The sequence below is a fragment of the Pseudomonas sp. NPDC087814 genome (assembly GCF_044742865.1).
In the GTDB taxonomy this organism is placed as follows: domain Bacteria; phylum Pseudomonadota; class Gammaproteobacteria; order Pseudomonadales; family Pseudomonadaceae; genus Aquipseudomonas.
In genome coordinates this window covers 1-23,440 of sequence record NZ_JBIUVK010000013.1, presented here as the reverse complement: position 1 = coordinate 23,440, position 23,440 = coordinate 1, and the positions used below count along the sequence as shown (strand labels likewise).

The 23,440-nt window shown below is 61.3% G+C and carries 24 protein-coding genes and 1 pseudogene; 13 read left to right on the top strand and 12 right to left on the bottom strand.

The window, feature by feature from the left end; all coding sequences use genetic code 11:
• Window positions 1-5: 5 nt before the first annotated feature.
• Both ACIOMR_RS12710 and dadA read right to left on the bottom strand, forming a co-directional pair.
• Window positions 6-359 carry a RidA family protein gene (locus ACIOMR_RS12710; RefSeq protein ID WP_003208752.1) on the bottom strand — a complete coding sequence of 118 codons (354 nt, stop codon included), beginning with the start codon at window positions 357-359 and terminating at the stop codon, window positions 6-8.
• The gene (gene dadA, locus ACIOMR_RS12705; RefSeq protein ID WP_003208750.1) at window positions 331-1,632 is read right to left on the bottom strand and encodes a D-amino acid dehydrogenase; all 1,302 of its coding nucleotides are present in this window, start codon (window positions 1,630-1,632) and stop codon (window positions 331-333) included. The genes ACIOMR_RS12710 and dadA overlap by 29 nt, the downstream gene beginning before the upstream one ends.
• A gap of 156 nt (window positions 1,633-1,788) precedes the next feature.
• Between dadA and ACIOMR_RS12700 the strand changes: the two genes are divergently transcribed.
• Window positions 1,789-2,277: an Lrp/AsnC ligand binding domain-containing protein gene (locus ACIOMR_RS12700; protein ID WP_003206849.1), complete on the top strand. Its 489-nt coding sequence runs from the start codon at window positions 1,789-1,791 to the stop codon at window positions 2,275-2,277.
• A gap of 38 nt (window positions 2,278-2,315) precedes the next feature.
• Here ACIOMR_RS12700 and ACIOMR_RS12695 read toward each other — a convergent pair whose 3' ends face one another.
• A complete protein-coding gene (locus ACIOMR_RS12695; RefSeq protein WP_003208747.1) occupies window positions 2,316-2,669 on the bottom strand; it encodes a YkgJ family cysteine cluster protein in 354 nt (117 codons plus the stop codon).
• A gap of 115 nt (window positions 2,670-2,784) precedes the next feature.
• Between ACIOMR_RS12695 and ACIOMR_RS12690 the strand changes: the two genes are divergently transcribed.
• Entirely contained in the window at window positions 2,785-4,077 is a 1,293-nt protein-coding gene (locus ACIOMR_RS12690; RefSeq protein WP_003208746.1) for an FAD-binding oxidoreductase, read from the top strand.
• Window position 4,078: 1 nt separating this feature from the next.
• Here ACIOMR_RS12690 and ACIOMR_RS12685 read toward each other — a convergent pair whose 3' ends face one another.
• The gene (locus ACIOMR_RS12685) at window positions 4,079-4,315 is read right to left on the bottom strand and encodes a DUF1127 domain-containing protein (protein ID WP_401194429.1); all 237 of its coding nucleotides are present in this window, start codon (window positions 4,313-4,315) and stop codon (window positions 4,079-4,081) included.
• A gap of 165 nt (window positions 4,316-4,480) precedes the next feature.
• Here ACIOMR_RS12685 and ACIOMR_RS12680 point away from each other — a divergent pair, with 165 nt between their 5' ends.
• Together ACIOMR_RS12680 and ACIOMR_RS12675 are read left to right on the top strand one after the other, a co-directional pair.
• Entirely contained in the window at window positions 4,481-5,905 is a 1,425-nt protein-coding gene (locus ACIOMR_RS12680; protein ID WP_008439421.1) for a PLP-dependent aminotransferase family protein, read from the top strand.
• Between the two features lie 62 nt (window positions 5,906-5,967).
• Window positions 5,968-7,530: a phospholipase D family protein gene (locus ACIOMR_RS12675; RefSeq protein ID WP_003208738.1), complete on the top strand. Its 1,563-nt coding sequence runs from the start codon at window positions 5,968-5,970 to the stop codon at window positions 7,528-7,530.
• 124 nt (window positions 7,531-7,654) lie between these two features.
• Here the strand turns inward: ACIOMR_RS12675 and ACIOMR_RS12670 are convergent, their stop codons facing one another.
• Both ACIOMR_RS12670 and ACIOMR_RS12665 read right to left on the bottom strand, forming a co-directional pair.
• Window positions 7,655-8,797, bottom strand: a complete 1,143-nt coding sequence (locus tag ACIOMR_RS12670; RefSeq protein WP_102370161.1) for an MFS transporter — start codon at window positions 8,795-8,797, stop codon at window positions 7,655-7,657.
• A 156-nt stretch (window positions 8,798-8,953) separates the two neighbouring features.
• Entirely contained in the window at window positions 8,954-10,447 is a 1,494-nt protein-coding gene (locus tag ACIOMR_RS12665; RefSeq protein ID WP_003213259.1) for an aldehyde dehydrogenase, read from the bottom strand.
• A gap of 230 nt (window positions 10,448-10,677) precedes the next feature.
• On the opposite strand from ACIOMR_RS12665, the gene ACIOMR_RS12660 reads away from it, so the two are divergent.
• Entirely contained in the window at window positions 10,678-11,040 is a 363-nt protein-coding gene (locus ACIOMR_RS12660; RefSeq protein WP_003213261.1) for a cupin domain-containing protein, read from the top strand.
• A 70-nt stretch (window positions 11,041-11,110) separates the two neighbouring features.
• Here the strand turns inward: ACIOMR_RS12660 and rpmG are convergent, their stop codons facing one another.
• Both rpmG and rpmB read right to left on the bottom strand, forming a co-directional pair.
• The gene (rpmG, locus tag ACIOMR_RS12655; protein ID WP_003176906.1) at window positions 11,111-11,266 is read right to left on the bottom strand and encodes a 50S ribosomal protein L33; all 156 of its coding nucleotides are present in this window, start codon (window positions 11,264-11,266) and stop codon (window positions 11,111-11,113) included.
• An 11-nt stretch (window positions 11,267-11,277) separates the two neighbouring features.
• On the bottom strand, window positions 11,278-11,511 hold the full coding sequence (rpmB, locus tag ACIOMR_RS12650) for a 50S ribosomal protein L28 (RefSeq protein WP_003213263.1): 234 nt from the start codon (window positions 11,509-11,511) through the stop codon (window positions 11,278-11,280).
• Between the two features lie 458 nt (window positions 11,512-11,969).
• On the opposite strand from rpmB, the gene ACIOMR_RS12645 reads away from it, so the two are divergent.
• The gene (locus ACIOMR_RS12645; RefSeq protein WP_008439424.1) at window positions 11,970-13,562 is read left to right on the top strand and encodes an ABC transporter substrate-binding protein; all 1,593 of its coding nucleotides are present in this window, start codon (window positions 11,970-11,972) and stop codon (window positions 13,560-13,562) included.
• A gap of 28 nt (window positions 13,563-13,590) precedes the next feature.
• On the opposite strand, the gene radC is transcribed toward ACIOMR_RS12645, so the two are convergent.
• Window positions 13,591-14,265 carry a DNA repair protein RadC gene (gene radC / locus ACIOMR_RS12640; protein WP_087693709.1) on the bottom strand — a complete coding sequence of 225 codons (675 nt, stop codon included), beginning with the start codon at window positions 14,263-14,265 and terminating at the stop codon, window positions 13,591-13,593.
• 130 nt (window positions 14,266-14,395) lie between these two features.
• Between radC and coaBC the strand changes: the two genes are divergently transcribed.
• From coaBC to argB, 4 genes and pseudogenes are all read left to right on the top strand, one after another.
• Entirely contained in the window at window positions 14,396-15,604 is a 1,209-nt protein-coding gene (coaBC, locus tag ACIOMR_RS12635; RefSeq protein ID WP_008439425.1) for a bifunctional phosphopantothenoylcysteine decarboxylase/phosphopantothenate--cysteine ligase CoaBC, read from the top strand.
• A 5-nt stretch (window positions 15,605-15,609) separates the two neighbouring features.
• On the top strand, window positions 15,610-16,065 hold the full coding sequence (dut, locus tag ACIOMR_RS12630; RefSeq protein WP_003213270.1) for a dUTP diphosphatase: 456 nt from the start codon (window positions 15,610-15,612) through the stop codon (window positions 16,063-16,065).
• A gap of 252 nt (window positions 16,066-16,317) precedes the next feature.
• Window positions 16,318-17,739: pseudogene (locus ACIOMR_RS12625) on the top strand (phosphomannomutase/phosphoglucomutase); the annotation flags it as partial.
• 19 nt (window positions 17,740-17,758) lie between these two features.
• Complete coding sequence (argB, locus tag ACIOMR_RS12620; RefSeq protein WP_401194419.1) at window positions 17,759-18,664, top strand: acetylglutamate kinase; 906 nt, start codon at window positions 17,759-17,761, stop codon at window positions 18,662-18,664.
• A gap of 168 nt (window positions 18,665-18,832) precedes the next feature.
• Here the strand turns inward: argB and pyrE are convergent, their stop codons facing one another.
• On the bottom strand, window positions 18,833-19,477 hold the full coding sequence (gene pyrE, locus ACIOMR_RS12615; RefSeq protein WP_003213276.1) for an orotate phosphoribosyltransferase: 645 nt from the start codon (window positions 19,475-19,477) through the stop codon (window positions 18,833-18,835).
• 82 nt (window positions 19,478-19,559) lie between these two features.
• On the opposite strand from pyrE, the gene ACIOMR_RS12610 reads away from it, so the two are divergent.
• A complete protein-coding gene (locus ACIOMR_RS12610) occupies window positions 19,560-20,339 on the top strand; it encodes an exodeoxyribonuclease III (RefSeq protein ID WP_003176915.1) in 780 nt (259 codons plus the stop codon).
• Window positions 20,340-20,397: 58 nt separating this feature from the next.
• Here ACIOMR_RS12610 and ACIOMR_RS12605 read toward each other — a convergent pair whose 3' ends face one another.
• Both ACIOMR_RS12605 and rph read right to left on the bottom strand, forming a co-directional pair.
• Entirely contained in the window at window positions 20,398-20,766 is a 369-nt protein-coding gene (locus ACIOMR_RS12605; RefSeq protein WP_003213278.1) for a DUF4870 domain-containing protein, read from the bottom strand.
• Window positions 20,767-20,788: 22 nt separating this feature from the next.
• Window positions 20,789-21,511: a ribonuclease PH gene (gene rph, locus ACIOMR_RS12600; RefSeq protein WP_003213280.1), complete on the bottom strand. Its 723-nt coding sequence runs from the start codon at window positions 21,509-21,511 to the stop codon at window positions 20,789-20,791.
• Window positions 21,512-21,728: 217 nt separating this feature from the next.
• Between rph and ACIOMR_RS12595 the strand changes: the two genes are divergently transcribed.
• On the top strand, window positions 21,729-22,592 hold the full coding sequence (locus tag ACIOMR_RS12595) for a YicC/YloC family endoribonuclease (RefSeq protein WP_102604063.1): 864 nt from the start codon (window positions 21,729-21,731) through the stop codon (window positions 22,590-22,592).
• An 11-nt stretch (window positions 22,593-22,603) separates the two neighbouring features.
• A complete protein-coding gene (gmk, locus tag ACIOMR_RS12590; protein ID WP_003213284.1) occupies window positions 22,604-23,224 on the top strand; it encodes a guanylate kinase in 621 nt (206 codons plus the stop codon).
• The last annotated feature ends 216 nt before the right edge of the window (window positions 23,225-23,440 follow it).

Here is a 23,440-nt window from a genome sequence, read left to right as displayed (position 1 = left end):
TTTGCTTACGGCAGAGCGGCCACAACCGACAGCTCCACCAGGATTTCCGGTTCGCAGAGTTTCGCTTCAACCGTGGCACGGGCCGGCGCGACGCCTTTTGGCAGCCACTTGTCCCATACCGCGTTCATTCCGGCGAAATCGGCGTCGATGTCTTTCAGGTAGATGGTCACCGACAGCAGCTTGGTCTTGTCGGTACCGGCCAGGTCCAGCAAACGCTCGATATTGACGAGGGTTTCGCGGGTCTGCTGTTCAATCCCGGCACTCATGTCGTCGCCGACCTGCCCTGCCAGATACACGGTACCGCTGTGAACAACGATCTGGCTCATGCGCTCATTGGTGAGCTGGCGCTGGATTGACATGTTTTGCGGACTCCTGGTGGTTGCCATAACGGGAAATATCGAGGCCTTCGGCGCTGATCTGCGGGGTTTTCTTCGCCATCAAATCGGCCAGCAAACGACCAGAGCCACAAGCCATGGTCCAACCGAGGGTGCCGTGACCGGTGTTCAGGAACAGGTTTTTGAACGGGGTAGCACCGACAATCGGCGTGCCGTCTGGCGTGGTCGGGCGCAGGCCGGTCCAGAAACTGGCCTGGCTCAAATCACCGCCCTGAGGATAAAGGTCGTTGACGATCATCTCCAGGGTTTCCCGCCGACGCGGGTTCAGCGACAGGTCAAAACCGGCTATCTCGGCCATGCCACCGACGCGGATACGGTTGTCGAAACGGGTGATCGCGACCTTGTAGGTCTCATCGAGAATGGTCGAGGTCGGGGCCATCGCCGGGTTGGTGATCGGCACGGTCATCGAGTAACCCTTGAGCGGGTACACCGGCGCCTTGATTCCCAGCGGCTTGAGCAATTTCGGCGAGTAGCTGCCGAGGGCCAGCACGTAGCGGTCGGCAGTTTCCAGCTTGCCGTCGATCCACACGCCGTTGATCCGGTCACCGGCGTAGTCCAGGCGCTGGATATCTTGCTCGAAGCGGAATTCGACGCCCAGTTGCTTGCACATGTCGGCAAGGCGGGTGGTAAACATCTGACAGTCGCCGGTCTGGTCGTTCGGCAGGCGCAGGGCACCGGCAAGAATATCGGTGACGCTCGCCAGGGCCGGCTCGACGCGGGCAATCCCGGCGCGGTCCAGCAGCTCGTAAGGCACACCGGACTCTTTCAATACCGCGATGTCCTTGGCAGCACCGTCCAGCTGAGCCTGCGTACGGAACAGTTGGGTAGTCCCCAAGGTGCGCCCTTCGTAGGCGATGCCGGTCTCGGCACGCAGCTCGTCGATGCAATCGCGGCTGTATTCGGACAGGCGCACCATACGCTCCTTGTTCACCGCATAACGGCTGGCGGTGCAGTTGCGCAGCATCTGCGCCATCCACAGGTACTGGTCGATATCGGCGGTGGCCTTGATCGCCAGGGGCGCATGGCGCTCCAGCAACCATTTGATAGCCTTGAGCGGCACACCCGGCGCAGCCCATGGCGAGGCGTAGCCCGGCGAGATCTGCCCGGCGTTGGCGAAACTGGTCTCCATGGCCACAGCCGGCTGACGGTCGACCACGACCACTTCAAAACCAGCTCGTGCCAAATAGTAGGCACTGGCCACGCCAATGACACCGCTACCCAAGACCAGAACGCGCATTTTTATTCCCTCATCACGGCTTGACCGCTGACGTTTGTTGTTCAGCACAAAGATGTGGGCAGTATAAAAAGCAATCACCAGTGCATTTCACTATATAACTGCCTATATTTGGCGACAATTCTCGGCAAAAACCCTTTTCACGGAGGAGCATCCCCTATGCGGACCAACACTCAGACCAAGCGGGAGCTGGACAAGATCGACCGCAACATCCTGCGCATCCTGCAGGCCGACGGGCGAATTTCGTTTACTGAACTGGGGGAAAAGGTCGGGCTGTCGACCACGCCGTGCACCGAGCGGGTCCGGCGCCTGGAGCGCGAAGGGATCATCATGGGCTACAACGCCCGGCTCAACCCGCAGCATCTGAAGGGCAGCCTGCTGGTGTTTGTCGAGATCAGCCTCGACTACAAGTCCGGCGACACCTTTGAAGAGTTCCGACGCGCCGTGCTGAAACTGCCCCACGTGCTGGAGTGCCACCTGGTGTCGGGGGATTTCGACTATCTGGTGAAGGCGCGCATTTCGGAGATGGCGTCGTACCGCAAATTGCTCGGCGATATCCTGCTCAAGCTGCCCCACGTACGGGAGTCCAAGAGCTATATCGTGATGGAAGAGGTGAAAGAGAGCCTGAACCTGCCGATCCCGGATTAAGACAGCACCACAGGCCAATGTGGGAGCGGGGACATCCGCTAGACCAATACCTGACGCGTCGACGCCATGTACGCATGAATCTGCTTTTCCACCCGTGGGTGGATCAACTCCACCGGGCGGCGGTCGTTGGGGCATGGCAAGGTCGGCGTGGTGCCGAACAAGCGGCAAATCAGCGGGCGCTCGTCGTACACGGTGCAGCCATTGGGGCCAAGGTGCACGCAGTTGAGTTCGTCCATCGCCGCTTCCTGCTCGGCAGCGGTCTTGCGCGGCAGGCGCGACATTTCCTCGGGGGACGTGGTCACCGGCCCACAGCAGTCGTGGCAACCCGGGACACACTCGAACGAGGGAATCTGCCGGCGCAGCGCGTTGACTTTCTGACTGTTGCAACTCATCGACACAGGGACCGAACGGCGAATAGGCGTGGATTCTGCCCTAAAAGCCCCCGGTGAGACAGCTTCGCCCGACCGCTGTATCCTGCGTCAAATTTTCCAAACAGGGATGCTCCCCATGACCGCCAGCGCCCGGCACGCCAATTCCTACTACGCCGCCAGCAGTTTCCCGCAGCCTGATTATCCGGTGCTGACAGGTGAAATCGTGGCCGATGTGTGCGTGGTCGGCGGCGGCTTTTCAGGGCTCAACACCGCTCTGGAACTGGCTGAACGGGGTTTCAGCGTGGTCCTGCTGGAAGCCCGCAAGATTGCCTGGGGCGCCAGCGGGCGCAATGGCGGGCAACTGATTCGTGGCGTCGGTCATGGCCTGGATCAGTTCACCAACGTCATCGGCACCGAGGGCGTGCGCCAGATGAAATTGATGGGCCTGGAAGCCGTGGAAATCGTGCGCCAGCGGGTCGAACGTTCGCAGATCGCCTGCGACCTGACCTGGGGCTACTGCGACCTGGCCAACAAACCCCGCGACCTGGAACACCTGGCCGCCGACGCCGAAGAGCTGCAAGGCCTTGGCTATCGCCATGAAGTGCGCCTGCTGCAAGCCAGCGAGATGCGCAGTGTGATCGGCTCCAACCGCTATGTTGGCGGCATGATCGACATGGGCTCCGGCCACCTGCACCCGCTGAACCTGGCCCTCGGCGAGGCAGCCGCTGCACAGCAGTTGGGCGTCCAGTTGTTCGAGCATTCCGAGGCGGTGCGGATCGATTACGGCCCGGAGGTCAACGTACACACCGCCCAGGGCAATGTGCGCGCCAAGACCCTGGTGCTGGGCTGCAATGCTTATTTGAACGGCCTCAACCCGCATCTGAGCGGCAAGGTGCTGCCCGCCGGCAGCTACATCATCGCCACCGAGCCCTTGAGCGAAGCCCAGGCAGCCGAGTTGCTGCCGCAAAACATGGCGGTGTGTGACCAGCGGGTGACGGTGGATTACTTCCGGCTGTCAGCCGACCGACGCTTGCTGTTCGGCGGTGCCTGCCATTACTCCGGACGGGATCCGAAGGACATCGGTGCCTATATGCGTCCGAAAATGCTGCAGGTGTTCCCACAACTGGCCAACGTGAAAATCGACTACCAGTGGGGTGGGATGATCGGCATTGGCGCCAACCGCCTGCCGCAGATTGGCCGGCTGGCCGACCAGCCCAATGTGTATTTCGCCCAGGCCTATGCCGGCCATGGCCTCAACGCCACCCACCTGGCAGGCAAACTGTTGGGCGAAGCCATCAGCGGCCAGCAAAGCGGGCGCTTTGATCTGTTTGCCAAGGTGCCGCACATCACTTTCCCGGGCGGCAAGCATTTGCGCTCGCCGCTGCTGGCGCTGGGAATGCTCTGGCACCGATTGAAAGAACTGGTCTGAATCAGCCGCGCCAGAAGGGCTTCAAGCCTTCCCGGCGCGCCTGCTCGGCACTCAGGCCCACGTCTCGCAGTTGCTCGGGGGTCAGCTCCAGCAAGGTTTTGCGCGTATGCATGCGGTGCCAGAACAACGCCCATGAACTGAGTGTGGGGGCCTTGATACGCGCCGCCATGCGCCGCTCCTGCCCGGCTTCCAGTTCCTGACTGTGTAACGCCAACCGCACATCGCTCATACCGCTCATTTTCCTGCCCCTCATTAACGTGTTGCCATGAGTACGTAGGATGAGCCGGCGCGTAAAACCATGACAGATTCAACCACCCTGTATTAAATCCATACAGATACTGCCTATCGGCCGCTGAATCCTGTATTTTCGGCCTATCTGTACTGGTAACCGGGAAGCACCGCCATGACCCTATACGTCAACCTCGCCGAACTGTTGGGCACGCGCATCGAGCAGGGCTTCTATCGCCCGGGCGACAGATTGCCGTCAGTTCGGGCCTTGAGTGTGGAGCATGGGGTCAGCCTGAGCACCGTGCAGCAGGCCTACCGCGTACTGGAAGACAACGGCCTGGCGATGCCCAAACCCAAATCCGGCTACTTCGTACCGGTGGGCCGCGACTTGCCGGCATTGCCCGCCGTAGGCCGCCCGGCCCAGCGCCCGGTGGAAATTTCCCAGTGGGACCAAGTGCTGGAGCTGATCCGCGCGGTGCCACGCAAAGACGCCATACAGTTGGGCCGGGGCATGCCGGATGTATTGTCGCCGACCATGAAACCCCTGCTACGCAGCCTCGCCCGGATCAGTCGGCGCCAGGACATGCCGGGGCTGTATTACGACACTATCCACGGCAACCTGGACCTGCGTGAACAGATTGCCCGCCTGATGCTCGATTCAGGCTGCCAACTGACGCCCCAGGACCTGGTGATCACCACCGGCTGCCACGAGGCCCTGTCCGCCAGCATCCACGCCATTTGCGAGCCCGGCGACATCGTTGCCGTCGACTCGCCAAGCTTCCACGGCGCCATGCAAACCCTGAAGGGCCTGGGCATGAAAGCCCTGGAAATCCCCACCGACCCACTCACCGGTATCAGCCTGGAAGCGCTGGAACTGGCACTGGAACAATGGCCGATCAAAGTCATACAGTTGACCCCCAACTGCAACAACCCACTGGGCTACATCATGCCGGAGTCGCGCAAACGCGCACTGCTGACCCTGGCCCAGCGCTTTGACGTGGCGATCATCGAAGACGACGTGTATGGCGAACTGGCCTACAGCTACCCGCGCCCACGCACCATCAAGTCCTTCGACGAAGATGGCCGCGTCGTACTGTGCAGCTCTTTCTCGAAGACCCTCGCACCCGGCCTGCGGATTGGCTGGGTCGCACCCGGTCGCTATCTGGAGCGTGTGCTGCACATGAAATACATCAGCACCGGTTCCACCGCGACCCAGCCGCAGATCGCAATTGCCGAGTTTCTGAAAGGTGGGCATTTCGAGCCACATTTGCGGCGGATGCGCACGCAATACCAGCGCAATCGCGACCTGATGCTCGATTGGGTCAGCCGCTATTTCCCGGCGGGCACCCGCGCCAGCCGCCCCCAGGGCAGTTTCATGCTGTGGGTGGAACTGCCGGAAGGCTTCGATACCCTGAAACTCAACCGGCTGCTGGTGGATGAAGGTGTACAGATTGCAGTGGGAAGTATCTTTTCCGCCTCCGGCAAGTACAGGAACTGCCTGCGCATGAACTACGCTGCCAAACCAACGCCGCAGATTGAAGAGGCTGTACGCAAGGTCGGCGCGACCGCCATCCGGTTGCTGGCCGAAGCGATGGACTGACCTTTTACGGGAAATAGCCGTCATATGCCGACAATCGCCCTGATTCGGAACCCATGTCATTGATGACCCACCGGCTATTACCGTTTTTCCTGCTGGGCATCCTGGCCCTGGGCGGCTGCGCCACCATCGACGCGCCACGCACACCCAGCGAGGCGCTGCCGGCCAGCGAATCTTCCTTCGGCCGCTCGATCCAGGCCCAGGCCGCACCCTACAAAGGCCGCTCCGGGTTCCGCCTGCTGCCCAACAGCAGCGAAGCCTTCATGGCCCGCGCCGAACTGATCCGCAACGCCCAGACCAGCCTCGACTTGCAGTACTACATCGTCCACGACGGCATCAGCACCCGCATGCTCGTGGATGAACTGCTCAAGGCCGCCGACCGTGGCGTGCGCGTGCGCATCCTGCTGGACGACACCACCAGCGACGGCCTGGACCAGATCATCGCCACCCTCGCCGCCCACCCGCAGATCCAGATTCGCCTGTTCAACCCGCTGCACCTGGGCCGCAGCACCGGCGTGACGCGGGCCATGGCGCGGCTGTTCGACCTGTCGCTGCAACACCGGCGCATGCACAACAAGCTGTGGCTGGCAGACAACAGCGTGGCCATCGTTGGCGGGCGCAACCTGGGGGATGAGTATTTCGACGCCGAGCCCAACCTCAACTTCACCGATATCGACATGCTCAGCGTGGGCCCGGTGGCCGAGCAACTGGGCCACAGTTTCGATCAGTACTGGAACAGTGCCCTGAGCAAACCCATTGGTGACTTCGTCAGCAGCGCTTCCAAAGGCGACCTGGCCAGTGCCCGCGTACGCCTGGAAGATTCCCTTGCCGAGTCTCGCCAACAAAACCATGCCCTGTACAACCGCCTGCGCACCTACAAGACCCAGCCGCGCATGGACATCTGGCGCCGTGAGCTGATCTGGGCCTGGAACCAGGCACTGTGGGATGCGCCGAGCAAGGTGCTGGCCAAGGCCGATCCGGATCCACGGCTGCTCCTGACCACCCAACTGGCGCCCGAGCTGGAAGGTGTCAGCCATGAGCTGATGATGATTTCGGCTTACTTCGTGCCCGGGCAGCCCGGGCTGGTGTACCTGACCGGTCGCGCGGACGCCGGTGTATCGGTAAGCCTGCTGACCAATTCCCTGGAAGCCACCGACGTACCGGCCGTGCACGGCGGTTATGCGCCCTATCGCAAGGCGCTGCTGGAACACGGGGTGAAGCTATACGAGTTGCGTCGCCAGCCGGGAGACGGTGGCGGCAGCGGACCTCATCTGTTCCGCAAAGGTACATTCCACGGTTCGGATTCCAGCCTGCACAGCAAGGCGATCATCTTTGATCGGGAGAAATCCTTCATCGGCTCATTCAACTTCGACCCGCGCTCGGTGCTGTGGAACACCGAAGTCGGGGTGCTGGTGGACAGTCCCGAACTGGCGGAACACGTGCGCAACCTGGCACTGGAGGGCATGGCGCCCCCGTTGAGCTATCAGGCGAAGCTGCAGGATGGCCAGGTGGTATGGGTGACCGAAGACAACGGCCAACTGCACACCCTGACCCGCGAACCCGGCAGTTGGTGGCGCCGGTTCAATGCCTGGTTTGCTACATCCGTCGGGCTGGAACGCATGCTTTAAGAACAGCGACGGGACCTGTGGGAGCTGGCTTGCCTGCGATGGCGGAGTGTCAGTTTACGTATCCGGTGCTGACACTCCGCCATCGCGGGCAAGCCCGGCTCCCACAGGTGATCGCATTTCAAGTTCAGGCGGGTTGTGCGGCGCCGAACGCACCTTGGCGCAGCAACAGGATCACCAACCCCAACGCCCCCGCCGCCATCAACAACGGCAACGCATGCCCGCTGATCCACTGGCTGCCGGCACCGGCCACCAGCGGGCCGATCAGGCAGCCAATGCCCCACAGCTGCGCGATATGCGCATTGGCGCGCACCAGTGCGTCGTCGCGGTAGCGCTCGCCAATCAGGATCAGCGACAGGGTGAATAACCCGCCGGCGCTGGCCCCGAACAGCACCCACACCGGCCAGATCATCAGCGTATCGAGCAACAGCGGAATCGCCAGGCTCGTCACCAGCAGCATCAGCGCGCAGCCGAGAAACAGCGTGCGCCGAGGCAGGTAGTCCGCCAGCGCGCCAATCGGCAGTTGCAGCAACGCATCACCGACCACCACCGTGCTGACCATCGCCAGAGCAATCTCGGCGGTGAAACCCTGTTGCAGGCAATACACCGGCAACAACGTAAGAATCATCGCCTCGAATGCGGCGAACAACGCCACCGCCCAGGCAATCGCCGGCAATCCCTGGCAGAAGCGCAGCAGGTCGCCAAAGGTCACGCTGAAAGACTCGGCAGTCGGCGCACCGGAACGGCCCAGCAGCAGGATCGGCGAGCACGTCAGCAGGCCGACACCCACCCAGAAGCCAATATCGTTGTCCGTACCCAGCGCGCCCAGCAGCAACGGGCCCGACAGCTGGCTCAAGGCATAGCTGCAGCCATACAGCGCCACCAGACGGCCGCGCCAGCGTTCGATCACCAGTTGGTTGATCCAGCTTTCGCCGAGGATAAACACGATGGTCAGGATCACCCCGATCATCAGCCGCAACACCAGCCATACCGGGTAGCTGGGCAATACCGCCAGCAAGCCGATGGAAATCGCCCCCGCCCACAGGCACAGGCGCATCAGGTTCGCCGTGCCCAGGCGCGAGGCCAGGCCGCTGGAGACCTTGGCACCCAGTAGCACACCGAAGGCCGGCATCGCCGCCATGACTCCGATGGCGAAGCTGCCATAGCCCCAGCTTTCCAGGCGCAGGGACACCAGCGGCATGCTCACGCCCAAGGCCAGGCCCACGCTCAAGACCGACGCCAACACGGCGAAATAGGTCGCCCAACGCATTTCCACGCTCCTGTGGATGATTTGGAGATCACACAAAACAGTGTGGGAGCGGGCTTGCTCGCGAATGCGGTGTACCAGTCAATACATCAGCGACTGTGATACCTCATTCGCGAGCAAGCCCGCTCCCACATTTTTTTCAGCGGTGTTCCTGGAGGCTTACAACTTGATCCAGGTCGCCTTCAGCTCGGTGTACTTGTCGAACGCGTGCAGCGACTTGTCGCGGCCGTTACCCGACTGCTTGAAACCACCGAACGGTGCGGTCATGTCGCCGCCATCGTACTGGTTGACCCATACGCTGCCGGCACGCAGGGCCTTGGCAGTCAGGTGCGCCTTGGAGATGTTCGACGTCCACACCGCAGCGGCCAGGCCGTATTGGGTGTCGTTGGCGATCGCAATGGCTTCTTCCACGCTGTCGAAGGCAATCACCGACAGCACCGGGCCGAAGATTTCTTCCTGGGCGATCTTCATGGCGTTGGTCACGCCGTCGAAAATCGTCGGCTCGACATAGGTGCCACCGCTTTCCTGCAGCGTGCGCTTGCCGCCGGCCACCAGCTTGGCGCCATCGGCATGCCCGGCTTCGATGTACGACAGCACGGTGTTCATCTGCTGGGTATCCACCAGCGCACCGACCGTGGTGGCCGGGTCGAGCGGGTTGCCCGGCTTCCAGGCCTTGAGGGCCTCGATCACCAGCGGCAGGAATTTATCCTTGATCGAACGCTCCACCAGCAGGCGCGAACCGGCGGTGCACACTTCGCCCTGGTTGAAGGCGATGGCGCCAGCCGCGGATTCGGCGGCGGCTTGCAGGTCCGGGGCATCGGCAAACACGATGTTCGGGCTCTTGCCGCCAGCTTCCAGCCAGACGCGCTTCATGTTCGACTCGCCGGAGCGAATCAGCAGTTGCTTGGCGATCTTGGTGGAACCGGTGAACACCAGGGTGTCGACGTCCATGTGCAGCGCCAGGGCGTTACCCACGGTGTGGCCATAACCCGGCAGCACGTTGAACACGCCTTTCGGGATGCCGGCTTCAACCGCGAGGGCAGCGATGCGGATGGCAGTCAGCGGTGATTTTTCAGATGGCTTGAGGATCACCGAGTTACCGGTGGACAACGCCGGCCCGAGTTTCCAGCAGGCCATCATCAGCGGGAAGTTCCACGGCACGATGGCCGCGACAACGCCGACGGGCTCACGGGTCACCAGGCCCAGCTGGTCGTGAGGGGTGGCTGCGACTTCATCGTAGATCTTGTCGATGGCCTCGCCGCTCCAGCTCAGCGCTTGCGCCGCGCCTGGGACGTCGATGTTCAGGGAGTCGCTGATCGGCTTGCCCATGTCCAGGGTTTCAAGCAGTGCCAGCTCTTCGGCGTTGGCCTTGAGCAGGCCGGCGAAACGGATCATGGTGGCTTTGCGCTTGGCTGGCGCCAGGCGCGACCAGGCACCGGAATTGAACGTGGCACGGGCGTTTTCTACGGCACGCTGGGCGTCGGCGACGTCACAGCTGGCAACGGTTGCCAGCAGGCGGCCATCGACTGGGCTCAGGCATTCGAACGTGTCGCCGGAAACGGCGGCGGTGTATTCGCCATTGATGTAGGCGCGGCCTTCGATCTTCAGATCCTTGGCGCGTTGTTCCCAGTCGGCACGGGTCAGGGTGGTCATGCGAGTGTCCTCCTCTTATTGAATACAAGGGCCGGGCGATGTACCCAGGCACCTTCGAAGAATTCTTGCCCGGCCAGCCAGCTGTTCGGCTCAAGGCAGCTGCCACCCTAAACCAGCGGCGATGGATGTTTCAATATATTTGACATAACGGCAGCAAACGCCCTTGCGATGTTCATTTTAATAAACATAGACTTTGAGCTCTCCAACCGCAGGCCAGACGGGACACGCCCATGAACATCCAGAATATCGTCGACTTCAGCCAGGCCAGGACCGAGCCTGATCGCTACCGTCCGGCTGCGGAGAAAATCCTCAAGGGCGACCCGGAGCAAACCGTCTACAACCACTACAACAGTCCGTGCGGCCAGATGAGCGCCGGGGTCTGGGAAGGTGAAGTCGGACAGTGGAAGGTCAACTACACCGAGCATGAGTATTGCGAGATCGTGCAGGGTGTTTCGGTGTTGCGCGATGCCGACGGCAACGCCAAGACCTTGCGGGCCGGTGATCGCTTCGTCATTCCGGCCGGCTTCAGCGGCACCTGGGAAGTGCTGGAACCCTGCCGCAAGATCTACGTGGTGTTCGAAGAAAAGGCCTGATCATTTATCAGGCACAAAAAAAAGCCCGCATCGTGAGATACGGGCTTTTTTTCACAAGAAAGAAAACCAATTACTTGATTTTGCCTTCTTTGTAGATCACGTGCTTGCGAACGCGCGGGTCGAACATTTTCTTTTCGAGCTTGTCCGGGGTAGTACGCTTGTTCTTGTCGGTAGTGTAGAAGTGACCAGTACCGGCGCTAGAGATCATTCGAATCAATTCACGCATGATTTAGCTCCTTAGATTTTGCCGTCGCGGCGCAGTTCGGCCAGCACGACAGTGATGCCGCGCTTGTCGATAACACGCATGCCTTTGGCAGATACGCGCAGACGAACAAAACGTTTCTCTTCTTCAACCCAAAAGCGGTGATGCTGCAGGTTTGGCAGGAAACGACGACGGGTTTTGTTGTTTGCGTGGGAAATGTTATTCCCAGTCACCGGACCCTTACCGGTAACTTGACAGACTCTCGACATGCCTCAGCCCTCTAAAACCACATGCCCAACCCGGCATGGGTTGGCCGCTTAATCTCTCAGTCATTTGGCGCCAGGCGCCGCGTTTCTTTAGGGTCTTACCGGCTACACCTACTAGCGAAGGAACCGGGCCCCTAGAAAAGAGCGCTGCTTTATACCAGAAAGACCCAAGTGCAACAACAGGCCGTGTACTTTTATACGCGTAAATCCAGGCCATGGACGCCTGAACCGTTGCCAGGGTGGGCCGCTATAGAAGCTAACCGCTCGTCGCACAGAATGATTTACAGCGCCCGCGCGCACTGCAAAGTGCTCGGCAAAACGACCTGAGGCGCCATCAAAACAGTATTTGCGGCAAAAGCACAGGCAAAAATGGGCTAGTCATTTGTCAATCAGCCCACTACGGTAGGACTTTTCCAGACTGCACTCGCAGATGGGCCTTCGATCTGCAAAGGAAACCGAATATGCGCCTCGCTGCCCTACCGCTATTGCTAGCCCCTCTTTTTATTGCTGCACACGCCCAGGCGGCCACTACCCTGAGCGTCTGCACCGAAGCCAGCCCCGAAGGCTTCGACGTGGTGCAATACAACTCGCTGACCACCACCAACGCCTCGGCAGACGTATTGATGAACCGCCTGGTGGACTTCGACGCCACCAGCGGCAAGCTGGTCCCGAGCCTCGCGGACAGCTGGGAAGTGTCGCCGGACGGCCTCACCTACACCTTCAAGCTGCACCCGGACGTTAAATTCCACCGCACTGACTACTTCACGCCAAGCCGCAGCCTGACCGCCGAAGACGTGCGCTTCAGCTTCGAGCGCATGCTCGACCCGGCCAACCCCTGGCACAAGATCGCCCAGAGCGGCTTCCCCCACGCCCAGTCGCTGCAGTTGCCCACGCTGATCAAGAAGATCGACGCCCTCGACCCGCTGACCGTGCGCTTCACCCTGGACCACGCCGATTCGACCTTCCTCGCCGCCTTGAGCATGGGCTTTGCCTCGATCTACCCGGCGGAATATGCCGACAAACTGCTCAAGGCCGGCACCCCGGAGAAGCTCAACAGCCAGCCTATCGGCACCGGGCCGTTCATTTTCGGGCGCTTCCAGAAGGACGCGACGATTCGCTACAAGGCCAACCCGGATTACTTCGCCGGCAAGCCTGCGGTAGATAACCTGATCTTTGCGATCACCCCGGACGCCAACGTGCGCCTGCAGAGACTGCGTCGCGACGAGTGCCAGATCGCCTTGTCGCCCAAGCCCCTGGATATTGATGCCGCCCAGAAAGACGCCGACCTGAAGATCGAGAAAACCGCGGCCTTCATGACCGCGTTTGTCGCCATCAACAGCCAGCATCCGCCACTGGACAAGCCGGAAGTTCGCCAGGCGATCAACCTGGCCTTCGACAAGGCCAGCTATCTGAAGGCCGTATTCGAAGGCACCGCCGAAGCCGCCAACGGCCCTTACCCACCCAATACCTGGAGCTATGCCAAGGACCTGCCGGGCTATCCGCAGGACATTGCCAAGGCCAAGCAACTGCTGGATCGCGCCGGGCTCAAGGATGGCTTCAAGACCACGATCTGGACCCGGCCGTCGGGCAGCCTGCTGAACCCCAACCCCAGCCTGGGCGCACAACTGCTGCAGGCGGACCTGGCCAAGGTCGGCATCCAGGCTGAAATCCGTGTGATCGAGTGGGGCGAACTGATCCGCCGCGCCAAGGCCGGCGAGCACGACTTGCTGTTCATGGGCTGGGCCGGTGACAACGGCGACCCGGATAACTTCCTGACGCCGCAGTTCTCCTGCGCGGCCGTGAAGTCCGGCACCAACTTCGCCCGCTACTGCGACCCGGCGCTGGACAAGCTGATCAGCGCCGGCAAGACCACTAGCGAACAAGGTGTGCGCAGCAAGCTGTACCAGCAGGCACAGGCGCAGATCCAGCAGCAGGCGCTCTGGCTGCCACTGGCGCACCCGACCGCGTTTGCGCTGACCCGCAAGAATGTCGAGGGGTATCAGGTGAGCCCGTTCGGGCGCCAGGATTACTCCAAGGTCAGCGTCAAGCCCTGACCCCTGCCAGGGGCTGGCATGCCAGCCCCTACATCCACCCAAATTCCGCCATCGACAGCGGGTCACCCTCCCCCACAATGATGTGGTCCAGCACACGCACGTCCACCATCTCCAGCGCCTTTTGCAGCACCTTGGTCAATTTTCGATCAGCGATGCTGGGCTCGGGGCTGCCGGAAGGATGGTTGTGGCACAGGATCAGCGCCGCGGCGTTGTAGTCCAGCGCGCGCTTCACCACTTGTCGCGGGTAGACGATGGCGTTGTCGATGGTGCCTTGAAACAGCTTTTCGAAACCCAGCACTCGATGCTTGGCGTCGAGAAACAGGCAGCCGAATATCTCGTGAGGCTCGTGGCGCAGCAGTGCCTTGAGGTAGTCGCGCACGGCCTCCGGGCTTTCCAGCACCGAATCGTTGCGCAGGCGTTCAGCCAAATGACGGCGCGCCATCTCCAGTACGGCTTGAAGCTGGGCGAACTTCGCCGGCCCCAACCCCAAATGCTGGCTGAACACCGGCTGCCTCGCCTCCATCAGCGCCCGAAGGCTGCCAAATTGCGCCAGCAGATGGCGCGCCAGGTCCACGGCACTTTTGCCTGACACCCCGGTGCGCAGGAAAATCGCCAGCAATTCCGCGTCGGAAAGGTTCTCCGCTCCCAGCTCCAACAGCTTCTCCCGCGGACGCTCTGCCGCAGGCCAATCGCGAATACTCATGGCACCTCCGTGTGCATGTGCGCCGCTGTTGCATGGCGGACGCTGTGGTATCTTAGGCCATCTTTTTGCGTGCGATTTCACCTGGGGAGGGGGCATCGCAACGCCATCACTGAACTGGAAAGGCAAGCCAATGCAGCGTCTGTATCGGAAACGCATCGTTCTCGGCGTCGGCGGCGGCATTGCCGCCTACAAGAGCGCAGAGCTGGTTCGCAGGCTTCTCGACCAAGGCGCCGAAGTGCGCGTGGTCATGACCCGTGGCGGCAGTGAATTCATCACCCCGTTGACCATGCAGGCCTTGTCCGGCCACCCGGTTCACCTCGACCTGCTGGACCCTGCGGCCGAAGCCGCCATGGGCCACATCGAGCTGGCCAAGTGGGCCGACCTGGTGCTGATCGCCCCGGCCACCGCCGACCTGATCGCCCGCCTGGCCCAAGGCATTGCCGACGACCTGCTGACCACCCTGGTACTGGCCACCGACGCCACCGTCGCGATCGCCCCGGCCATGAACCAGGCCATGTGGCGCGACCCGGCCACCCAGGCCAACACCCAACTCCTGCAAAGCCGCGGCCTCAAGGTTTTCGGCCCGGCCTCCGGCAGCCAGGCCTGCGGCGACGTGGGCATGGGCCGCATGCTCGAAGCCACCGACCTGGCCCACTGCGCCGCCGACTGCTTCCAGCACCTGGCCCTGACCGGCAAGCACGTGCTGATCACCGCCGGCCCGACCCAGGAAAACATCGACCCGGTGCGCTACATCACCAACCATAGCTCAGGAAAAATGGGCTTTGCCCTGGCGGAAGCGGCGGTCGAGGCAGGCGCCCGTGTGACGTTGATCACCGGCCCGGTGCATCTGCCGACCCCGGATCGCGTCACCCGAATCGACGTAGTCAGCGCCCGCGACATGCTGGCGGCCTGTGAAGCGGCGATTCCCTGCGACCTGTTCATCGCTTCGGCTGCGGTAGCGGACTACCGCCCCGAGGTGGTTGCGCCGCAGAAACTCAAGAAAGACCCTACAAGCGGCGACGGCCTGCTCCTGCAAATGGTCCGTAACCCGGACATCCTGGCGACCATCGCCACCCGTGAGGACCGCCCGTTCAGCGTCGGTTTTGCTGCCGAAACCGAGCATTTGCTGGACTATGCCGCACGCAAATTGAAAGACAAAAACCTCGACCTGATTGTCGCCAACGATGTCGCCAACCCGAGCATCGGCTTCAACAGCGAGGAAAATGCCATCAGCGTGATCGACCGCGAGTTGCACGCTACCGTTTTCGCCCAGACCAGCAAGGGCAAGATTGCCCGCCAACTGATCTCTTTTATCGCCCAACGGCTGAACCAGGTTTAATTTCCATGCACGCTTTGCAAGCCAAGATCCTCGACCCCCGCATCGGCAACGAATTCCCGCTGCCGGCCTACGCCACACCAGGCTCCGCCGGCCTCGACCTGCGTGCCATGCTCAAGCAGGACACCGTGCTTGAACCAGGCCAGACCATTCTGATTCCGACCGGCCTGTCGATCTACGTGGGCGACCCGGGCCTGGCGGCGCTGATCCTGCCGCGCTCCGGCCTGGGCCACAAACACGGCATCGTCCTCGGCAACCTGGTGGGGCTGATCGACTCGGACTACCAGGGCGAGTTGATGGTGTCCTGCTGGAACCGTGGCCAGACCGCGTTCAATATCGCCGTCGGCGAGCGCATTGCCCAACTCGTGCTGGTACCGGTGGTGCAGGCGCACTTCGAGCTGGTCGAAGAGTTCGACGAAACACAACGCGGCGCAGGTGGCTTCGGGCATTCCGGCAGCCACTGACTAAGCTGAATTGACTTAGCCGAACAAGCCGGGTGCCTCACCCGGCCTGATGCCAACGCATGGCCTTTCAGGATGAAGAATGCGCGGAACTTACCAGCAAGGTTTCCCCAGTGAAATCAGGGCATTAAGGGGGCAAAAGGGCGGAGCTTCGGCGCCGATGGCACTTTTGCACCACGAACTCTATGCCAAAAACGCCGTCTTACCCTTCAGTTTGAGCCTGCCGGTCAGCACCCTTGAGGCCAGCCCAGCCCCTTATCGATGGAGTTCCCCCCCGCAATGAGCAACCCAGCCCGAGTCGCCCCGACATTTCCCGACAGCATTTTCCGCGCCTATGACATTCGTGGCGTGGTCCCCAAGACCCTGACCGCCGAGACCGCCTACTGGATCGGCCGCGCCATTGGCTCCCAGAGCCTGGCACAGGGCGAGCCCAACGTTTCCGTAGGCCGTGATGGCCGCCTGTCCGGCCCCGAACTCGTCGAGCAACTGATCCAGGGCCTGGCCGACAGCGGCTGCCACGTCAGCGACGTGGGCCTGGTGCCGACGCCTGCGCTGTACTACGCAGCCAACGTACTGGCCGGCAAGTCGGGCGTGATGCTCACCGGCAGCCATAACCCGTCGGACTACAACGGCTTCAAGATCGTCATCGCTGGCGATACCCTCGCCAACGAACAGATCCAGGCCCTGCACACCCGCCTGAAGACCAACGACCTGACCAGCGGCGAAGGCAGCATCACCAAAGTCGACATCCTGCAGCGCTACTCTGACCAAATCACCGGCGACGTCAAACTCGCGCGCCGCCTCAAAGTGGTGGTGGACTGCGGCAATGGCGCGGCCGGCGTGATCGCCCCGCAACTGCTCGAAGCCCTGAACTGCGAAGTGATCCCACTGTTCTGTGACGTCGACGGCAACTTCCCGAACCATCACCCGGATCCAGGCAAGCCCGAGAACCTGGTGGACCTGATCGCCAAGGTCAAGGAGACCGGGGCTAACGTCGGCCTGGCCTTCGACGGTGACGGCGACCGCGTTGGCGTGGTGACGGACACCGGCGAAAACGTGTTTGCGGACCGCCTGCTGATGCTGTTTGCCCGCGACGTGGTTGCGCGCAACCCAGGTGCCGAAATTATCTTCGACGTGAAGTGCACCCGCCGCCTCACACCGCTGATCAAGGAATACGGCGGTCGCCCGCTAATGTGGAAGACTGGCCACTCGTTGATCAAAAAGAAAATGAAAGAAACCGGCGCGCTGTTGGCCGGCGAAATGAGCGGCCATGTGTTCTTCAAGGAGCGCTGGTTCGGCTTTGACGACGGCATTTACAGCGCCGCTCGTCTGCTGGAGATCCTCAGCAAGGAAAAATCGACCGCGCAGGAGCTGTTCCAGACCTTCCCGAATGATATTTCTACGCCAGAGATCAATATCCATGTGACCGAGGAGAGCAAATTCAGCATCATTGACGCACTGCACGATGCGCAATGGGGCGAAGGCGCCGACCTGACCAGCATTGATGGTGTGCGAGTCGATTACGCCAAAGGCTGGGGCCTGGTTCGCGCATCCAACACCACACCGGTGCTGGTGCTGCGTTTCGAGGCGGATACCGAGGCTGAGTTGCAGCGCATCAAGGACGTGTTCCACGCCCAGTTGAAACGTGTTGCCCCTGATCTCCAATTACCGTTCTGATTTTTTACCGGAGCCCTGAATGACCCTCGAACGCGAAGCCGCCGCCAATACCGCCAAGGACATTTCAGAAGCGTTGCCAAAAATTCGACGCTACGTCGGCAAGACGCTGGTGATCAAGTACGGCGGCAATGCCATGGAAAGCGACGAGCTGAAAACCGGCTTTGCCCGCGACATCGTGTTGATGAAAGCCGTCGGGATCAACCCGGTGGTGGTGCACGGTGGCGGCCCGCAAATCGGTGACCTGCTCAAGCGCCTGTCCATCGAGAGTCACTTCATCGACGGCATGCGTGTAACCGACGCCCAGACCATGGACGTGGTGGAGATGGTCCTGGGCGGCCAGGTGAACAAAGACATCGTCAACCTGATCAACCGCCATGGCGGCAGCGCCATCGGCCTGACCGGCAAGGACGCCGAACTGATCCGGGCGAAGAAGCTCACCGTGACCCGCAAGACCCCGGAGATGACCCAGCCGGAAATCATCGACATCGGCCAGGTGGGCGAAGTGATCGGCATCAACACCGACCTGCTGAACCTGCTGGTGAAAGGCGATTTCATTCCGGTGATCGCGCCGATCGGTGTCGGTGCCAACGGTGAGTCCTACAACATCAACGCCGACCTCGTGGCCGGCAAGGTGGCCGAGGCGCTGAAGGCCGAGAAGCTGATGCTGCTCACCAACATCGCCGGCTTGATGGACAAGGAAGGCAAGGTCTTGACCGGCCTGACGACCCAGCAAGTGGACGACCTGATCGCCGACGGCACCATCTACGGCGGCATGCTGCCGAAGATCCGCTGCGCGCTGGAAGCGGTGCAAGGCGGCGTTGGCAGCTCGTTGATCCTGGATGGCCGGGTGCCGAATGCGATCCTGCTGGAAATCTTCACCGATACCGGTGTGGGTACCCTGATCAGCAACCGCAAGCGCCCCTAAGCGCTGGTAAACAAAAAGGCCCCGTTCAATTCGATTGAACGGGGCCTTTTCTATGTACTCGGTCTAAAAATGTGGGAGCGGGCTTGCTCGCGAAAGCGGCGGGTCAGTCGACACATATATCAACTGACAAGCCGTATTCGCGAGCAAGCCCGCTCCCACATGGATCTTCTAAACGCCGAACTGCTCGCGATAAGCCTTGACCGCCGGCAAATGCTGCTTGAGCTGCGGGTCATCTTCCAGGAACTGCAACACCTGGTTCAGGGACACGATGCTCACCACCGGAATCGCGAAATCACGTTCCACTTCCTGGATCGCCGACAATTCACCGTTGCCGCGCTCCTGGCGGTTCAGCGCGATCAACACGCCGGCCGCCTTGGCGCCGTCCTGGGAAGCGATGATCTGCATCACTTCGCGAATCGCCGTACCGGCAGTGATCACGTCGTCGATGATCAGCACGTCGCCCTTGAGCGGCGCACCCACGAGGCTACCGCCTTCGCCGTGGGCCTTGGCTTCCTTGCGGTTGAAGCACCAAGGCAGATCCAGCTCGTGATGTTCAGCCAGAGCCACGGCCGTCGCGGCGGCCAGGGGAATGCCCTTGTAGGCCGGGCCGAACAGCACGTCGAAGGAAATACCGCTTTCAACGATGGCGGCCGCATAGAAACGACCCAGCTGCGCCAGGGCAGAACCCGAGTTGAAAAGGCCGGCATTGAAGAAGTAAGGGCTGGTGCGCCCGGACTTCAAAGTGAACTCACCGAAGCGCAATACGCCGCGATCGATGGCAAAACGAATGAAATCGCGTTGATACGCCTGCATGAAAAAAGCCTCAGATACCACGGATTTAGCTAATTAGGTAGACGGCGTGTATCATACACGCACGCGATTTTTGGGGCCATTTATGCGGATCATCAGTGTGAACGTCAATGGTATTCAGGCTGCAGTCGAGCGTGGTTTGCTCAGTTGGCTGCAAGCCCAGAATGCCGACGTCATCTGCCTGCAGGACACCCGCGCCTCCGCCTTTGAACTGGACGACCCAGCCTTCCAACTGGATGGCTACTTCCTTTATGCCTGTGATGCCGAAGTTCCCGCCCAAGGCGGCGTGGCTTTGTATTCGCGGTTGCAACCCAAGGCGGTCATCAGCGGCCTCGGCTTCGAGACAGCCGACCGCTACGGGCGCTACCTGCAAGCCGATTTCGATAAGGTCAGCATTGCGACCTTGCTGCTTCCATCAGGGCAGAATGGCGATGAAGACTTGAACCAGAAGTTCAAGCTAATGGACGACTTCGCCCGTTATCTGGATAAACAGCGGCGCAAACGTCGCGAGTACATTTACTGTGGCTCGCTGTACGTGGCGCAACAGAAGCTGGATATCAAGAACTGGCGCGACAGCCAGCAATCCCCGGGCTTCCTGGCGCCGGAACGGGCCTGGATGGACGAGATTGTCGGCAACATGGGCTATGTCGATGCCCTGCGGGAAGTCAGCCGCGAAGGCGACCAGTACAGCTGGTGGCCGGATAACGAACAGGCCGAGATGCTCAACCTCGGCTGGCGTTTTGACTACCAGCTGCTGACGCCAGGCTTGCGTCGCTTCGTGCGCAGCGCACGTCTGCCACGCCAGCCGCGCTTCTCGCAGCACGCGCCGCTGATCGTGGACTACGACTGGACCTTGACCATCTAAGGTCTTTTTCCAGGCACAAAAAAACCGACATCACTGTCGGTTTTTTTGTGGGCGGTGGTTATTTGATCAACCGCAATGTCCACGGATAACGATAAGCCACGCCCTTGTTGGCCTTGATGCCCGCAATGATCGTCATCACCACCGCGCCGATCACCAGCACGGTCATCAACACGAAGCCGATCACGATAAAACCCAGCAGGAAGCAGACCGCCCAGGCAATGCCCACGGTGATCTGGAAATTCAGCGCTTCCTTGCCCTGGTCATCAATGAACGGGTCTGCATCCTTCTTCACCTGCCAAAGAATCAAGGGCCCCAGCAGGCTGCCGAACGGGAACATCAGCCCGAAGAACGCCGCAAAATGACAGAGCATCGCCCACTGGCGAACTTCCTTGGACGGTGTCGGCAGTGGAAGTTGGCTGTCACTCATGGCGTCGCTCCTTGGGATTGAATCAGTCGGCCAATGCGGCGTTCTGCAGTTCGAAGATTTCGGTCATGCCCTTCTGGGCCAGGGCCAGCATGGCATTCAGGTCCGCCGGCTGGAATGGCGCGCCTTCGGCGGTGCCCTGCACTTCGATGAAACCACCGGTGCTGGTCATCACCACGTTCAGGTCGGTCTCGGCAGCCGAATCTTCAAGATAGTCCAGATCCAGCACCGGCTCGCCCTGATACATGCCGACCGATACAGCCGCGATCATCTGCTTGAGCGGATCGCCGCCTTTCAGGCCGCCACGTTTCTTGATGACCTTGAGCGCGTCGACCAGGGCAACCATGGCGCCGGTGATGGAGGCAGTACGGGTGCCACCGTCGGCCTGGATCACGTCGCAGTCGACGTACAGGGTCACGTCGCCCAGCTTGGACATGTCCAGGGCTGCACGCAGGGAGCGACCGATCAGGCGCTGGATTTCCAGGGTGCGGCCGCCTTGCTTGCCACGGCTGGCTTCACGCTGGTTACGCTCGCCGGTGGCGCGCGGCAGCATGCCGTATTCGGCGGTCAACCAACCCTGGCCCTGGCCCTTGAGGAAACGCGGCACGCCGTTTTCGACGCTGACGGTGCAGATAACCTTGGTATCGCCAAACTCGACCAGTACAGATCCCTCGGCGTGTTTGGTGTAGTTGCGGGTGATGCGGATCGAGCGGAGCTGATCGGCAGCGCGACCACTTGGACGTTTCATAGGGGATACCTGTACGGAGGACGAAAAACTGCCGAGCATTATAGAGCCGCCAGCCCTGATCGGCACGGCTAAAAAATCCTGTTACAAACCCGGGCACCGAAGCCACTGTTTGGGGCCACCCGTCCCCTTGAGCTACAATCCTGCGCCTTCGCAGCCTGTCGGCTTCAATCTACCCATCAGCCCGCCTGTTTGCGGGACTGCATCGCGAGGTACCTCCATGGTGCACAGCATGACCGCCTTCGCCCGCGTCGAAAAAGCCGGCGTCCAAGGCACCCTGAGCTGGGAATTGCGCTCGGTCAACAGCCGCTACCTGGAGCCGCACCTGCGCCTGCCGGAATCGTTTCGCGACCTCGAAGGCGCGGTTCGTGAGGCACTGCGCCAGGGCATCTCCCGCGGCAAGCTGGAATGCACCCTGCGCTTTACCGAGGAAACCACCGGCAAGCCGTTGCAGGTGGATCGCGAGCGCGCCGCCCAATTGGTCGCCGCCGCCGAAACCATCGCCGGCCTGATCAAGCAGCCTGCCGCCATCAACCCGCTGGAAGTCCTGGCCTGGCCCGGCGTGCTGGTGGCCGATGCCACTGACCCACAGGCGTTGAACGCCGAGGCGCTGACCCTGTTCAACCAAGGCTTGAAAGAACTCAAGGCCGGCCGCGAGCGTGAAGGGGCCGAACTGGCCCGCCTGATCAGCGACCGCCTGACCTCCATTGAAGAAGACGTGGTGACCCTGCGCGAACTGGTGCCGCAGATGCTTGCCACCCAGCGCCAGAAGGTCCTGGACCGCTTCGCCGACATGCAGGCCGAACTGGATCCGGTGCGCCTGGAGCAAGAGATGGTCCTGCTGGCGCAAAAAAGCGACGTGGCCGAAGAACTCGACCGCCTGAGCACCCACATCCTGGAAGTGCGCCGCGTGCTCAAGTCTGCCGGTGCCGCCGGTCGGCGCCTGGACTTCCTGATGCAGGAACTCAACCGCGAAGCCAATACACTGGGCTCCAAAGCCTTTGATCCGCGCAGTACCCAGGCGGCGGTCAACCTCAAAGTGTTGATCGAGCAAATGCGCGAACAAGTACAGAATATCGAGTAAGGCACCCTGACATGACCCACAGCACCGGCACCCTGTACATCATTTCCGCCCCATCGGGCGCGGGCAAAAGCAGCCTGGTCAAGGCCCTGACCGACGCTGACGAGCAGATCCGCATCTCGGTATCCCACACCACCCGCGCCATGCGCCCGGGTGAAGTGAACGGCGTGCACTACCACTTCGTCGAGCGCACCGAGTTCGTCAAGATGATCGAGCACGGTGATTTCCTGGAGCGCGCCGAGGTCTTCGGCAACCTCTACGGCACCTCCCAAAGCCACCTGCAGCAGACCCTGGACGAAGGCCACGACCTGATCCTGGAAATCGACTGGCAGGGCGCCGAGCAAGTGCGCCAGCTGATGCCCAAAGCCCGCTCGATCTTCATCCTGCCGCCTTCGCTGGAAGCATTGCACCAGCGCCTGACCAATCGTGGCCAGGACAGCGACGAGATCATCGAAGGTCGCATGCGTGAAGCCGTCAGTGAAATGAGCCACTACGTCGACTACGACTACCTGATCATCAACGACGATTTCGCTCACGCGCTGGACGATCTGAAAGCGATTTTCCGCGCCAATCAGCTCCAGCAAAAGCGTCAGCAGCAGCGTTTCGGCAAATTATTGGCCGAACTGCTCGGCTGATTGGCTCTTCCCAAAACCGCTGCAGGGGCTTTACATTGGCACTTGTAGCGCGTTTGCGATGGCCTGCGAAAAATCAGCGCTTCCCTAAACGCTGGTGATTTTTTAAACTGTTCAGTCCGCTCGCCCAACCGGGCAGCGCGCATATTGCATTCGCTCCGAGGAATACCATGGCCCGCGTAACCGTTGAAGACTGCCTAGAACACGTGGATAACCGCT

Bases quoted from the DNA above. Each gene is read 5' to 3' on its own strand.
- ACIOMR_RS12710 (WP_003208752.1), bottom strand. From the start codon at position 359: ATGTCAATCCAGCGCCAGCTCACCAATGAGCGCATGAGCCAGATCGTT.
- dadA (WP_003208750.1), bottom strand. From the start codon at position 1,632: ATGCGCGTTCTGGTCTTGGGTAGCGGTGTCATTGGCGTGGCCAGTGCC.
- ACIOMR_RS12700 (WP_003206849.1), top strand. From the start codon at position 1,789: ATGCGGACCAACACTCAGACCAAGCGGGAGCTGGACAAGATCGACCGC.
- ACIOMR_RS12695 (WP_003208747.1), bottom strand. From the start codon at position 2,669: ATGAGTTGCAACAGTCAGAAAGTCAACGCGCTGCGCCGGCAGATTCCC.
- ACIOMR_RS12690 (WP_003208746.1), top strand. From the start codon at position 2,785: ATGACCGCCAGCGCCCGGCACGCCAATTCCTACTACGCCGCCAGCAGT.
- ACIOMR_RS12685 (WP_401194429.1), bottom strand. From the start codon at position 4,315: ATGAGCGGTATGAGCGATGTGCGGTTGGCGTTACACAGTCAGGAACTG.
- ACIOMR_RS12680 (WP_008439421.1), top strand. From the start codon at position 4,481: ATGACCCTATACGTCAACCTCGCCGAACTGTTGGGCACGCGCATCGAG.
- ACIOMR_RS12675 (WP_003208738.1), top strand. From the start codon at position 5,968: ATGACCCACCGGCTATTACCGTTTTTCCTGCTGGGCATCCTGGCCCTG.
- ACIOMR_RS12670 (WP_102370161.1), bottom strand. From the start codon at position 8,797: ATGCGTTGGGCGACCTATTTCGCCGTGTTGGCGTCGGTCTTGAGCGTG.
- ACIOMR_RS12665 (WP_003213259.1), bottom strand. From the start codon at position 10,447: ATGACCACCCTGACCCGTGCCGACTGGGAACAACGCGCCAAGGATCTG.
- ACIOMR_RS12660 (WP_003213261.1), top strand. From the start codon at position 10,678: ATGAACATCCAGAATATCGTCGACTTCAGCCAGGCCAGGACCGAGCCT.
- rpmG (WP_003176906.1), bottom strand. From the start codon at position 11,266: ATGCGTGAATTGATTCGAATGATCTCTAGCGCCGGTACTGGTCACTTC.
- rpmB (WP_003213263.1), bottom strand. From the start codon at position 11,511: ATGTCGAGAGTCTGTCAAGTTACCGGTAAGGGTCCGGTGACTGGGAAT.
- ACIOMR_RS12645 (WP_008439424.1), top strand. From the start codon at position 11,970: ATGCGCCTCGCTGCCCTACCGCTATTGCTAGCCCCTCTTTTTATTGCT.
- radC (WP_087693709.1), bottom strand. From the start codon at position 14,265: ATGAGTATTCGCGATTGGCCTGCGGCAGAGCGTCCGCGGGAGAAGCTG.
- coaBC (WP_008439425.1), top strand. From the start codon at position 14,396: ATGCAGCGTCTGTATCGGAAACGCATCGTTCTCGGCGTCGGCGGCGGC.
- dut (WP_003213270.1), top strand. From the start codon at position 15,610: ATGCACGCTTTGCAAGCCAAGATCCTCGACCCCCGCATCGGCAACGAA.
- argB (WP_401194419.1), top strand. From the start codon at position 17,759: ATGACCCTCGAACGCGAAGCCGCCGCCAATACCGCCAAGGACATTTCA.
- pyrE (WP_003213276.1), bottom strand. From the start codon at position 19,477: ATGCAGGCGTATCAACGCGATTTCATTCGTTTTGCCATCGATCGCGGC.
- ACIOMR_RS12610 (WP_003176915.1), top strand. From the start codon at position 19,560: ATGCGGATCATCAGTGTGAACGTCAATGGTATTCAGGCTGCAGTCGAG.
- ACIOMR_RS12605 (WP_003213278.1), bottom strand. From the start codon at position 20,766: ATGAGTGACAGCCAACTTCCACTGCCGACACCGTCCAAGGAAGTTCGC.
- rph (WP_003213280.1), bottom strand. From the start codon at position 21,511: ATGAAACGTCCAAGTGGTCGCGCTGCCGATCAGCTCCGCTCGATCCGC.
- ACIOMR_RS12595 (WP_102604063.1), top strand. From the start codon at position 21,729: ATGGTGCACAGCATGACCGCCTTCGCCCGCGTCGAAAAAGCCGGCGTC.
- gmk (WP_003213284.1), top strand. From the start codon at position 22,604: ATGACCCACAGCACCGGCACCCTGTACATCATTTCCGCCCCATCGGGC.